Source organism: Pseudoalteromonas sp. BMB, from assembly GCF_001709235.1.
In the GTDB taxonomy this organism is placed as follows: Bacteria; Pseudomonadota; Gammaproteobacteria; order Enterobacterales; family Alteromonadaceae; genus Pseudoalteromonas; species Pseudoalteromonas maricaloris.
Genome location: NZ_MBQA01000193.1, coordinates 205,190 through 219,526, shown reverse-complemented (window position 1 = coordinate 219,526; position 14,337 = coordinate 205,190). Strand labels below are relative to the sequence as shown.

At 44.5% G+C, this 14,337-nt stretch carries 5 protein-coding genes; all 5 read left to right on the top strand.

The features are described from left to right. Positions 1–34: 34 nt before the first annotated feature. Entirely contained in the window at positions 35–9,376 is a 9,342-nt protein-coding gene (locus BB427_RS18875; RefSeq protein ID WP_069022518.1) for a non-ribosomal peptide synthetase/type I polyketide synthase, read from the top strand. A 56-nt stretch (positions 9,377–9,432) separates the two neighbouring features. Further along, positions 9,433–11,088: a phytoene desaturase family protein gene (locus tag BB427_RS18870; RefSeq protein WP_069022516.1), complete on the top strand. Its 1,656-nt coding sequence runs from the start codon at positions 9,433–9,435 to the stop codon at positions 11,086–11,088. Between the two features lie 24 nt (positions 11,089–11,112). Beyond that, positions 11,113–11,649 (top strand): flavodoxin FldB, encoded by a 537-nt coding sequence (gene fldB, locus BB427_RS18865; protein WP_069022514.1) that lies wholly within the window; start codon positions 11,113–11,115, stop codon positions 11,647–11,649. Between the two features lie 70 nt (positions 11,650–11,719). Beyond that, a complete protein-coding gene (locus tag BB427_RS18860) occupies positions 11,720–13,384 on the top strand; it encodes a phytoene desaturase family protein (protein WP_069022512.1) in 1,665 nt (554 codons plus the stop codon). Then, the gene (locus BB427_RS18855; protein ID WP_069022510.1) at positions 13,377–14,333 is read left to right on the top strand and encodes a sterol desaturase family protein; all 957 of its coding nucleotides are present in this window, start codon (positions 13,377–13,379) and stop codon (positions 14,331–14,333) included. Before BB427_RS18860 ends, BB427_RS18855 begins: the two co-directional genes overlap by 8 nt. The last annotated feature ends 4 nt before the right edge of the window (positions 14,334–14,337 follow it).

The following is a 14,337-nucleotide window of genomic DNA, read 5'->3' as shown; positions in this document are numbered from 1 at the left end:
TTAATAGAAAATAGATAACTTCAAGGAATGCATTATGGCAATCGAAAATGAACGCTCTGTTCACCCCGCAAACGACACGCTACCGATAGCAATTATTGGCATGGGTTGTCGTTTCCCAGGTCACGCGAATAGTCCTGAATTGTTTTGGGAAAATATTAAACATGGTGTCGATTGCATCATAGAAACCCCAGAATCGAGATGGAATATCGATTCTCATTATTCGTCTGTAAAAGCGAATAAAGGCAAGTTGAGCTCAAAATGGGGTGGCTATATCGATGATATCGATAAGTTTGATCCAGCATTTTTTGGGATCACGCCTCGTGAAGCCGAGTTTATGGACCCTCAACAACGTAAACTGCTGGAGGTAACTTGGGAAGCGTTGGAAGATGGTGGGCAAAAGCCATCTGAACTCGCAGGAGAGTCGGTCGGCGTTTTCATGGGTGGGTTTACGCTTGATTATAAAATCATGCAATTCACTAACCCAGATTTTGACAACATTGATGCTCACACTGCAACGGGTGTCATGATGACGATGCTTTCTAATCGCATCTCTCATACTTTTGATTTTAATGGCCCCAGCATGTCCATCGATACTGCTTGTAGCTCCTCTATTGTCGCATTAGATATGGCCTGTAAAAGCCTACAGACCGGGGCAAGTAATATGGCACTCGCAGGTGGTGTGCTATTACATTTGGCACCACAATATACAGTATCCGAGTCTAAAGGCGGTTTCTTATCTCCGACAGGTTTTTCTCATGCTTTTGACGACTCCGCAAACGGCTATGTCCGTGCTGAAGGCGCTGGCGTCGTTGTGCTCAAGCGCTTAGATGATGCGATTAAGGATGGCGACCCAATTCATGCGGTGATCTTAGCCACCGGTGTAAACCAAGACGGTAAAACACAAGGGATCACGGTACCGAATGGGGATGCCCAATTGCGCTTGATGAAGGAAACCTATGCCAAAGCGAATATTAACCCCGGTAAAGTGCAGTACATTGAAATGCACGGCACAGGCACACCAGTTGGCGACCCTATTGAAGCAAAGTCTGTTGGAACACTCCTTGGGATCAACCGTGATCAAGCCGATAAATGCTACATTGGCTCGGTAAAAACCAATATTGGCCATACCGAGGCAGCCGCTGGTATGGCTGGTTTGTTCAAAGCGGTCAAAGCCATTCAAAACAAACAGATCCCACCGCATTTACACTTAAAATCAATTAATCCTAAGATTGATTACGCCAATGCGCCGTATGAGATCCCCACTAAACTTACACCTTGGCCTAAGCATGAAGGTTTAGCCGTTGCGGGGGTAAACTCCTTTGGTTTCGGTGGAACCAATTCCCACGCTGTTATTCAAGAATACGTTGCACCAGAAGTGCCATCAATGCCTCCAGCAAATGAGAATGGCTTAAAGCTTTATCCACTGAGTGCAAGAGATCAACACGGGATCCATCGCTTTGCCAAAGCGCATAATGAGTTTTTACAAGATAGCGATGCATCACTCAGTGATATTATTTATACACTGGGTGAGCGCCGTGAACATCACCAATATCGTCATGCAATTTGTTTTAAAAATGCAGAGGATCTGCAACAGCAACTACAAACATTAAGTCATGATGCTGAATTTGCTGTGGCCAACACACTGCGCACACTGAAAAAAGATGAGCAAAAACTCGTCTGGGTCTTCACCGGTATGGGGCCACAATGGTGGGCAATGGGCCGTGAGTTGTACCAATCAGAGCCAACTTTTAAAGCGATGATCAATGAGTGTGATAGCTATATGTCAGCGCTTACAGATTGGTCATTGGTTGATGAAATGCTTGCCGATGAATCAGCGTCAAACATGCAATATACTTGGCTTGCTCAAACGGCAAACTTTGCCGTGCAAGTCGCACTTGCAGCAATGTGGCGTCAACACGGCATTTCGCCTGATGTCATTGTTGGCCACAGTACCGGTGAAGCAGCAGCATTTTATGAAGCCGGGGTCTACTCATTAAAAGATGCTTGCACCATCGTAGTCCATCGTAGCCGTTTACAACATCAATGCCGCAACACAGGTAAAATGATGGCGGTAGGACTCTCTGACAGTGATGTCACGCCTTATCTCAACGACCAAGTTGAAATCGCAGCGGTAAATAGTCCAAACTCTGTCACCCTAGCTGGTGAAGAAAACGCGTTACACAGTATTGAAACACAGCTGAGCGAAGCTGGTGTGTTTTGCAAGTTTCTCCGCGTTGAAGTGCCCTATCACAGCCAGTTTATGGAACCGATAAAGGCCGAATTGCTCGAGTGTTTAGCTGGTATTCAAGCTAACACCGCACATACTCCATTGTATTCAACGGTAACAGGAACACTTGCTGAGGGGCCTGAACTTGATGCTAACTATTGGTGGCTCAACGTCCGTCAAGCCGTGCGCTTTGTTGATGCCACCCGCGCAATATTACAACAAGGTTATCAAGCATTTTTGGAACTGGGTCCACACCCTGTGCTTGGCGCATCTATTGCCGAAACCGCAGAAGAACAAAGTTGCTCAAGTGTTGTCGTCTCGAGTATGCGCCGTAAATCCGACGAACAAGACACCTATTACCACGCTGTAGCTCAACTATTTGGTTTAGGCTTTGAATTAAATTGGTCAGCCATAAACGGGCGAAGTAAGTTCACTACGTTGCCAACTTACCCGTTCTTGCAAGAGCGCTTTTGGACCGAGCCTGAGTACTTTAATCAAGTGCGTTTAGGGCAAAGTAACCATGCATTCTTGGGCCGTAAACGCAGTGAGGCTGAACATGTTTGGAACGCGGTAACCGACACAAATCGCGATAGTTTTTTAAGCTGTCACCAAATCCAAGGGAATACCCTCTTCCCTGCTGCTGGCTTTATCGAAATGGCGTATGCTGCAGCCAAAGAGACTTGGGGCAATGGCAGCTATGCACTCGACCAGTTTGTCATCGATAAAGCGTTATTTTTGAATAATGAACATGCACCCAATGTGCAATTCATTTTGCACCGTGATGAACCGAATTTTAAAGTGGTAAGCCTTGAAGATGGCAAAATGACCCGCCATGTTCAAGGGACAATCCGCCGAGTACAAAGCGCCAACCTTGCTGAGCCTATTGATCTCAATGCTATTCGTAGTGCTGCCACCAGCGCGCAGCAGCACGATGAGTTTTATGCACACCTAAAAGAGTTTGGTTACGAATATGGTCCATGTTTTAGAGCCATTGAACAGATCTGGGCTTCAGACAACGGCGTGCTTGCCAAGATCTCTTGGCCTACTCAACTTGAGCGAACAACACAATTTACCCTACACCCAAGTCTATTAGATGCGTGCTTCCAAACGTTAGTATTTACGGAACTTGCAGGTGCTAATGCCCAGCAATTTTCTATCCGCTTACCTGTGATGCTAGAGCAGATCTTGCTTTGCGAGCAGAGCAATACTGATTTTTGGTGTTATACCCAAATCACTCATCGTGACGACGAAAAAACGGTCGGTGATTTATACCTCTGTGATGAGTCTGGTCAAGTCTTTGGTGTTATCAAAAACTTTATTGCACAAAGCGTTGACTCAGCTGCAAGTGGGATCACCACCAGAACCATAGATAGCTGGCTTTACCAAGTCAATTGGCTTGCAGAGCCTGAGCAGGAAATACAAAAAACTGACACATCAGGACGTTGGGTGCTTCTCGCAGATCAATCAGGAACAGCCGAACAGGTAGCCGACCGTTTAGCTCAGCTTGGCCACTCTAGCTGTATCGTTAAATCTGGAGAATATTTTGATATCGACAGAGACCATTGTCATGCATGGCTGGTTCCCGATTCACGGGATCACCTGTCACAACTTATCGAGACTTTGGGCAAACAAGAAATTCGTGGCGTTGTACATTGCTTTAGTCTAGATAACAGCGCGATAGAATTGCTAACTCTTGCTCAGCTGCAAAGAGAAAAACGTCAGTCGCTGCATTCATTGTTGAACCTGGCCAAAACCGTAATTGAACAAGACTGTAAATTCCCGCTTTACGTGGTAACACGCAACGCTAGCCTCGTTAATAGCGAGCAACTTACCGCGGTGATGTCCGCTTCGTTAACTGGATTTAGCCGAGTGCTCGCACAGCAAGAACTGGTTGATAATTGGGGTGGCCTCATCGATATTGATGGTCAAAATGATGCCGAACATATCACAGCCAGATTATTAAGTGACCGCCAAGAAGGGGAAGTTGCCTTTAGGGAAAATCAGGCTTATGTTGCTCGTTTAGAGCTGGCAACGTCACTCCAACCCGCCTTCCCGACTCGCGTGCAAAGCCATAAAGCACAGTTGATCACGGGTGCATTTGGTTCAATCGGACAGTTAGTTTGTCAGCTACTCGTTGATAGAGGTGCACGAAACCTCATTTTGCTTGGTAGGAGTCAATTACCTGAGCGTAAGAGTTGGTCAGAGCTTACCCCAAGCGACCGTAACTATGATCGCGTTCGGTTTATTCAACACCTTGAGAGTCAGGGCGTTAATGTCTCGTTATGGCAGACAGACTTAACTCGAGAGCGTGAACTTAACGCGGCCCTTGAGTCTTATCATCTAAGTGCACAAGCACCGATCAACGGATTATTTTTCTGTGCTGGTATCGTCAATGACACCTTACTTGGCAATATGGATACCAGAGCATTTGACGGTGTGTTTGACACCAAAGCGATTGGTGCGTTGATGCTTCACAAAGCACTCAGTAAAGTTGAACTTGAACACTTTGTGCTCTTCTCCTCTGTCGCGGCTCAAGTCACTACCGCAGGGCAAACAAACTATGCTTCTGGCAATGCTTTCTTAGATGCCCTCGCCCACTACCGTCGCAATCAAGGTCTTCCGGCGCTAAGCATCAACTGGGGCCCTTGGGCTATTGGTATGATTGAAGAGCTTGGTCTTGCCGAACATTACAAGAACCAAAGGGGTATGAACTGCATTTCACCAAGTGCGGGGATGGCCGTGCTTGAACGTATTCTAGACCAAGAGCAACCTCAACTCTTAGTGTGTGACGCCGATTGGTCCAAAGTAACCAATTGGTATGCAGGAAAGCCGAGTTTATTTAGTCACTTGGCTACCCAAGAAAACGATAAGCAAAGCCACCAAGAGCAAGAATTTGCTCCTTTATACCAGCAAACAGACAGCGCGCTTCGATTACCGCTTGTTGCCGATCATCTCGCTAATACTGTCAGCCAAGTATTACGCTGTAAACGAGAGCAAGTGGAATTAGATCTATCACTCGGTAATCTCGGTATTGACTCTATTATGGCGACAGAGCTGAGAAATAAGATCACCACCCATTTTGGCGAAACCCTAACGATTGTGCGTCTTCTAAGTGGTGCATCTATCAACGAATTAAGTATAGAGCTTAATGACAAACTCGTGGAATCGCTTGGCTTTGAAGTCATAACCACAGAAACATCACAGGTTCAGCCAGTTTCCGAAACCAAGGTTAACTCTATTATCGTATCTGATGCCAATGTGGAAGCTGAGTTCCCACTTTCCTATGGACAAAAAGCGATTTGGTTTATCAATCAACTCAACCCAACTAGCGCTTCCTACAATATCGGCGGCGCGATGCACATTCCTAGTGCCCTGAATATCGACGCGCTGAAAAAAGCCCTTAGTGCTGTAGTTGCTCGCCACCCAATGTTAAGAACAAACTTCTTCTTTAAAGATGGCGAACCCTATCAAAGAGTCTGGACTCATCGCGAGGATGCACTGCAAGTCATTGATGTACATGGTAAGTCTTGGGAAGATATTCAACCTATGATGATTGCAGACAATGAACAGCCTTTCGACCTTGAACACGACCCGCTGTTTAGACTGTATCTGTATAAGCAAAATGATCAAAGCTACTACTTTGCAGTGACGATTTATCACATTATCTCAGATGCATGGTCAAATTACATGTTTATTGATGAAATGCAGTCACTGTATGCGCATTTTGCAAAAAGTGAACCGTTAACACTCAGCGAGATAACGTCAAGCTATGAAAAATTTGTCGATTGGGAAACGCGCTTTGTTCACTCTCCACGCGGCGCGGCAAACTATAAGTTTTGGCAGAATCACTTACCTGCTGAGATCCCCGTATTAGACCTTGCAACCGACAAACCTAGGCCTGCGGTACTCACCAACGTTGGTGATTCATATCATTTTGAGTTGGATAAAGCCCTTACGTCCTCGTTAAATGCCCTTGCAAAGGCACAAGGTTCCACCATGTTTATGGCGCTGCTTAGCATCTATTATGCAGTCATGCATAAATATACTCAGCAAGATGAAATCATTATAGGCAGCCCCGTGGCCGGTCGTACAAATCCCGAGTTTTCAAATGTCTATGGTTACTTTGTGAATCCCCTACCGCTATGCGCAAGATTTGCTCCTGAAACGCACTTTACTTCGCTTTTAGCGCAGGTGAAAGACATTACCCTCAACGCACTAGATCACCAAGAATATCCGTTTGCGCTGTTAGTGGATAAGCTTGGTATTGAACATGATGCCAGCCGCTCTACGGTATTTCAGGTCATGTTTGTGATGCTCAATCACCGCGTTGAGCAATCACATATGGATGAAAATAATGTCGCGTACTATAAGGGCTTTCCTATGCAATTCATGGAACTGCCTGAAGAAGAAGGTCAATTTGACATTACGCTTTCGACCTATGAAGAAAATGGCGTGTTCAAAGGCACATTAAAATATAATACCGATCTATTCGAAACCGAAACGATAGCGCAGCTGGCTCGGGACTATATCGCACTGACGCGAATGGTCATTGATAGTCCAAATCGGCCTCTTTCGGAGCTTGCCTTAACAAGTCCAGACGCAATAGATACTTTGGCGAAATTTGCTGAAAGTCAACAAAACGCACCAGCATTACCGACTTTGGTCAGCCAAATAGAAAATGCGGCGCAACATAGCCCAGAGCTTCCTGCCCTCAGCATTGCCTGTGAAACAAATGCGGGAGAACTGGCTGCTACTTTAAGCTATCGTGAACTCAACAATCAGGCAAACCAGTTAGCGCGACTAATTAATTCACAGCTAGGTAATCAACCTAGTCAAACGATTGCCCTACATTTTGAAAAATCTATCGCGTTAGTTGTTGCTTGTATCGCTACGTTAAAAGCAGGTCATCATTTTGTGGTAATTGACCCGCAGCAACCCAATGAACGCAAGCAGCTGTTGCTTGAGCAAAGTCGCTGCGCGTTACTTCTTTGCGAAGAAGCACTAACATCAGAGCATCCGACACTACTTTGGGAAAGCTTCCAAAGCCAACGAGATGAAATCAGCGAGCACAATTTGGCGTTAAATCATCAGCCAAATGACATCGCGTATATTGTCTTTACTTCTGGCTCTACAGGTACGCCCAAAGCTGTCCAAGTTAGCCATCAAAACTGGGCTACGATCGCTGTGGACTGGTTAGCCCAATTTGATTTAGCACCTACTTCTCATCATTTACAATTGGCTAGCCCAACCTTTGATGTGTTTTGTGGCGATCTCGCGCGCGCATTTTACAATGCGAAGCACTTAGTGTTGTGTCCTAAAAATGTGATGCTGAACATGCCGGTGTTGTATGACCTCATTGAGACACAGCAGATTGATACGGTTGAGTTTGTGCCCTCTGTGGTTCGTAATCTCATCTTATTCGCAAAGCAAAGTCAGGTTGGATTTACCAGCTTACGTAGAGTGATTGTTGGCTCTGAGCAATGGCAAATCGCTGAATACCGCGCACTCAAAGGATTGCTACAAGAAGATGCTCGACTATTTAGCTCCTACGGCACATCTGAAGCAACCATAGACAGTAGTTTCTTTGAGGAATCAGAGCAGTACTTAGAAACCAGTGCAACGGTGCCTATCGGCAAGCCTTTCAATGCAACGCAACTTATCTTGCTCGATAAGCAAAATCAATTAGTATCCAGTAACGCAGTCGGCGAAATTGCAATTGCGGGGCAAGGCGTAAGTCTTGGCTATCTCAATAATCCAGAGAAAAATGCCAGCCAATTTATCCAACTTCCCGCGTCAGAAAATAGCACCCTACGGGTATATAAAACGGGTGATTTAGGTAAGTGGGACAAACACGGCAACCTACATATTCTGCAACGTATCGACAACCAAGTAAAAATACGAGGTCACCGCGTTGAGCTAGGAGAAATTGAGTCTAGCATCAGCCAGATCCCAGGAATTAAGCGAAGCTATGTAAAAGGGATAGAAGTACATGGGCAAACCCAATTAATTGCCTACTTTGAGTCGGAGCTTGCGGTCGGTACTGAGTTTGTCCTCGAGCAGTTAGAGAACCAGTTACCAAGCTATATGGTACCTAGTAAGCTGGTTGCTATTGATCAATTTCCATTACTGAGTAACGGTAAAATCGATGCAGCGGCACTACCACAGGTTGAACTCGCCGAGTTGGTAAGAGCATTCGTAGCGCCTGCCACCCTATTTGAACAGCAGCTCGCTGAGATTTGGTCCAATATGCTAGGGCAAAAATCCATTAGTCTTCATGATGACTTTTTTGCCCTTGGCGGTAACTCTTTATATTTGATTGAGCTAATGGTCAGGATCCAATCAGCCTTCAGCATTAAAATGGAAGTTAATCAGCTATTTAGATTTACAACCTTACATGGCATGGCAAGTGCAATTGAAGATGTAGTAACAGGAAAAGAAACGGGCGCGTCCCCTTACCTTATCTTCAATGCAGGCCAATCTGCTCGTTTATTTGCGCTGCCACCAGCGGGGGGTTACAGCATCGTTTACAAGGCATTTGCCGACGCATTGCCTAACACTGAAGTGATCTCTTTTAACTACCTCGAAAGTGACACTAAAGTTAGCGACTATGCCGACCAAATTATGCAAATTCAACCTCATGGTCCCTATACCCTATTTGGATACTCCCTTGGCGGTAATTTAGCCTTTGAGATAGCTAAGGAGCTGGAAAGCCGAGGTCAACGTGTCGGGGATGTGGTGATCTTAGACTCATTCAGGATCACCGAAGCAATCAAAATGCGGGAGCAAGACTTCGCGCACTTTGAGCAAGAGTTAAAAGCACATTTCGCCCGCCACACCGGCTCAAATACGGTACACCAGCATACACTGGCACAAGCGAGAGACTATATCGATTGGTGTTATGAAGTGAAAAACCTAGGTCAGGTTCACGCCAAACTGCACTTTATCGTCGAGCAAAATGCACATGCAGAAGCTGCTCGTCTAACCAGTTGGGATGCAGCATCAGACGCCGAAGTCATTACCTATCAAGGTTTTGGTAAACATGAGGAGATGTTGATGCCAGATATGATGCAGGCAGGCAACGGCGCAATTATGCATAGTATTCTGCAGGATACCCAAAGCCAAGCGGTAATAGCAACAAACGTGGAGTAACAGCTTGCCCCAAAGCCTTCGCTTTGGGGCTTTCTAACGACTTTAAGGACAGAATTATGACCACACAAAGACAATCTATGATCATCATAGGTGCCGGCATGGGTGGACTCTCAACCGGTAGCTATGCACAAATGAACGGCTACAAGAGCGTGATCTTAGAACTGCACGATATTCCAGGCGGCTGCTGCACATCGTGGGAACGCAGAGATTATATTTTTGATTGGTGTATTAGCTGGCTACTGGGTAGTGGAACAGGCAACGGCATGAATCAAATCTGGCAAGAGTTAGGTGCGCTGGATGATAAAGAAATTAGAGACTTTGAAATCTTCAATTCAGTTATTGATGAAGAATTAGGAGAAGTACATTTCTACGCAGATCCAGATAAACTCGAAGCCCACCTCTTAAGTATTTCTCCCGCAGACAAAAAGCTCATCACACAATTTTGCGATGGTATTCGCGAATTCGTCAAAATGATAGACGCTTATCCCTTTCTAGTGCCAGTGGGCATTATGTCACGCTGGCAAAAGCTAAAGATGATGTGGCCATTTATCAAAAAATTCAATTTAATCCGCAAATCCATGGCGACATTGATGTCGGACTTTGCTGCTAAGTTTTCACATCCGCTGCTGCAAAAAGCATTTAACGTTATCTTTTATGAGCAACATCCCAGTTTCCCACTGCTACCTTTCTACTTTAATTTGGCCTGCGCGGCGAAAAAAAATGCAGGTGTACCCGAAGGTGGCTCGTTAGGTCTCGCACAATCGATGGAAGCAAGATATAAAAAGTTGGGGGGTGACATCATATACAACACCCGAGTACACAAGATCTTGGTCGAAGACAACAAAGCCATCGGTGTCGAGCTCAGCGACGGCCAAAAAATGTATGCCGATATCGTGATCTCAGCATGTGACGGTACGGATGTGGTAAAAAACATGCTCGATGGCCAGTATTCCAGCCCTGTGTTAGACAAGCTATACGACGAGTTAAGGGAGACCGATGGTCAAATGTTCCCTGGATACGTCTCTGTATTTTTGGGGGTAAACAAGGACTATACCCATCAACCTCATTGCCGCACCCACTTGTTAGACCAACAAGATCTGGTCCACTGCCCTGGTATGACGCACCCGGGGATCAATGTGCAGGTGCGCAATGTGCACTACCCGCATATCGCCCCAGAAGGCAAATCCGTGCTTTATATCACTTACTTCTCAACTTATGAGCCATGGGCTGAATTAAATAATTTCCAAGAAACAACGGCGACTAAACGCCATCACACTAGGGTCAAGCGTAGCGTTCAATATCGCCTCGCTAAAAAGACCTTAGGTGAATTTATAATCGATAAGCTCTCCACTCATTTTGAGGGACTAAAAGAGCATATCGAATATATCGACATCGCGACCCCTTTGACCCAAGTTCGCTATACCCGCAACAGCAAAGGAACGGTATTGGCGTGGCAGCCATTTTTAGAAAGTGGTGAAAGTTTAGAAGACGAAATAAATGCCAACGGGACAACGGGACTGCCAGGCCTTAGCAACTTTTATATGGCTGGTCACTGGGTGACAACCGGCGGGTTGATCCGCGCTGCAGCTACAGGCAGACATGTTCTGCACTTTGTATGCCGTGATGATGACAAGCCGTTTCAGGCTTGGATCGGTGAAAACCCACTACACCAACCTCAATCTTATAGCGAACAAAAGCAGCATGTTGCTTAACCAAGAGAATTAAAAGGAGATATTATGAGTACTCGTATTGGCCTATTTTATGGCAGCACAACAGGTAACACTGAAGCCGCAGCAGAATTAATAAAAGCAAACCTAAACCAGTTTACCATCGACCTCTTTGATATAGCAGACACCGAATTAACCTTAACCGAGAACTATGAATTTTTGATTTTTGGTATTTCAACGTGGGAATACGGTGGTTTACAGGATGATTGGGAATCACGTTGGGAAAGCCTAGCACAACAGGATTTCAGCGGAAAAATCGTGGCTATCTTCGGTCAGGGCGATCAAGTTGGTTATGACGAGTGGTTTCAAGACGGTATCGGCATCTTACACGATAAACTAACCGAACAAGGCGCCACAGCAATTGGTTACTGGCCAAATTCAGGTTACCACTTCACCAAGTCGAAAGGGCTAAATGAAGACGGTAGTGAGTTTCTCGGCTTGTCGCTTGATGATGATAACCAACCAGAACTCACCGAGCAGCGCATCAACGACTGGTGCCAAGAGATTGCCGTCGTGCTTCAAGAGCTTGCCTGCGAAACAGCTTAAGGCCGTCAAGATAACTATTCGGCGATGCTTAGCTGTATAACATGCGCGCCGAATATGACAAGGAATAACAATGTCAAAAAATACAAAATCAGTCATTATTATCGGAGCTGGCATGTCAGGTCTAAGCACCGCAGCATACAGCCAGATGAATGGTTACGAAACGACAATATTTGAGCTACATGAAACTCCCGGAGGATGCTGTACTTCTTGGCAGCGAAAGGACTTTACTTTTGATTGGTGCTTGAGTTGGTTAAAAGGTACAGGTCACAAAGATGAGATGTCATTAATTTGGAATGAACTTGGTTGCCTCGATGACGTTTCAATCTACCATATTAAAACATTCAACACCGTAATTTTTCCAGACGGACAAAAAGTTACTTTCCACGCAGATCCCGATAAGCTCGAGTTAAGTTTAATCGAACAATTTCCTGAAGATACCAAGCATATTAAAGAGTTTTGCGGCTATATTAGAAAACTAGCTGGTTGTAGTCCCCACTTTCCATTTCTAAAAAATACTGGACTCATGACATGGTGGGAAAAAGCTAAAATGATGTGGAAGTTGCTTCCCTACATGAAAACATTGATGAACACAATGTCTATCAGTATAGAAGACTACTCAAAACGCTTTAATAATCCTATTTTAGCTGAATCTCTTAACTGGATAATTTATGACAGACTTGGGAACTTTCCAGTTATGCCCTTCGCTTTTAATATTGCTAATGCCGCTGATAAAACGATAGGAGTTCCGGATGTCGGCTCATTAGGATTGGCTAAAAAGTTGGCTAGCAGAGTGGAAAAACTAGGTGGAAAAATCCACTATAAAGCGAAAGTCGACCAAATTTTGGTTGAAAACAATAAAGCTATTGGGGTACGACTAAGCAACGGACAAGAACACTTTGCAGATTACGTGATCAGCGCAAGCGATAGTTACAACACAACACAACACTTATTAAAGAGTGCTTACCCTCACCCTGTAATGGATAAAATGTATAGCCAACTGCATAACGATCCAAAGGGCATCATTTTTCCTAGCTTAGTTGCCGTATTTATTGCCGTTAATAAGGATTACACTGATCATGATCCTTATTCAACCTATCTAATAGACGATAAACTGAAATCAGAGTTGATAGGTATTAACCACGGCGGAATAGCTGTACAAGTTAGAAGCACTCTATTACCAAAGCAGGCTCCTGAAGGTAAGTCAGTGCTCTACATTACTTACCTTACTGACAGTCAACCATGGCAAAATTTAAACGCAAACAGTGTTCAATCCGAACATATCAGTATTGGACGAAATAGCCACACCCGTCGAAGACGCTCTGTAGAATATAAAGTCGCCAAGAAAGACGTTGGCTCCAAGATACTACAATTTCTTTCTCAGCACTTTGAGGAATTAGAGAACAACGTTGAGTTTATAGATGTTGTCACACCGCTTACTTGTGAACGATATACTAAAAACTACAATGGCACAGTATTAGGTTGGGACCCATTCTCTCCTTACTCTGAAGAGTTTGAAAAATACATCAACAGACATGGGCCCACTTTACCTCACTTAGATAATTTCTATTTTTCCGGTCACTGGGGAACATCAAATGGTGTAGCTCAGGCCGTGGCTAGCGGCAGACATATAGCCCAGTATCTTTGTCTACAAGATAGCAAAAGGTTTCGAGTTACGCCCTTTTTAAGCAATGCCAACACTGCAACGCAACCAAAAGAGAATGAGCAATATGCATAACTTAGCGACAAAAAATAGGGTCACTCAAGCTATGAGTATACTCTGCTACCCAATCATTTTCTTAATAGTTAGTGCAATTAGTTTACTTGCGATTACAGAAAAACTTGAACTTGGTATCACTACTTTTTTCACCGTTTTATTCGTTATTTTTTACTTCGTTGTGATGGAAAGAATAAATCCTTTTCGACATAGCTGGCATCCAAGCAAAAAGGAATGGCAAAGAGATGGACGTTATTTCATTTTAGTGATGATTTATGGCGCGATTGGCGCGGGCATCATTCGCACCATCTCCATTTATTTGGCACCTCAGGAAAATGCACTAACACTGTCACAAAATGTGTTACTAGCAATTCTCGTTAGTTCATTTACGGGATATTGGCTTCATAGATTGCAACACAAGTACCTATCTTTGTGGAGCTTTCATGGTATTCACCATACTCCGAACAAGGTCACAACAAGTAATAATGTTGTTGTACATCTATTTGAAGTAATTATAAGCGCAGTTACTATTCAACTTATCTTTCTACTCTTAGGCTTTTCTGCCGAAAGCGTATTTATTGCCGGTCAATTTACGGTAATGCAAGGGTACTTCATACACGCCAATATCAATGTCAAAATGGGATGGCTAAATCATCTTATTGCAACCCCCGAGTTGCACCGGTTTCACCACAGCACCAACTTACAAGAAGCTGGAAACTACGGCTCTGAACTAAGCATTTGGGATAAAGCTTTTAACAGTTTCCAGTACCACCCCGAGCGCTCACCTCAGGAAATTGGTGTTACTAAACCACATTTGTTCCCTGCCCCTTCAGCCATTGGACTTGGTATTTTGCACCCTTTTAAGTGGTTTATAAGTTCAAAAGGCAAACGTCCAAATTACAGCAATATTGATAAACGCACGGCAAATAGGCCGAAAAAAGTGCCATCAACAACCCATGATATTGGATGATAGT

Coding starts and splice junctions, on each gene's coding strand:
- BB427_RS18875 (WP_069022518.1), top strand. CDS start 35: ATGGCAATCGAAAATGAACGCTCTGTTCACCCCGCAAACGACACGCTA.
- BB427_RS18870 (WP_069022516.1), top strand. CDS start 9,433: ATGACCACACAAAGACAATCTATGATCATCATAGGTGCCGGCATGGGT.
- fldB (WP_069022514.1), top strand. CDS start 11,113: ATGAGTACTCGTATTGGCCTATTTTATGGCAGCACAACAGGTAACACT.
- BB427_RS18860 (WP_069022512.1), top strand. CDS start 11,720: ATGTCAAAAAATACAAAATCAGTCATTATTATCGGAGCTGGCATGTCA.
- BB427_RS18855 (WP_069022510.1), top strand. CDS start 13,377: ATGCATAACTTAGCGACAAAAAATAGGGTCACTCAAGCTATGAGTATA.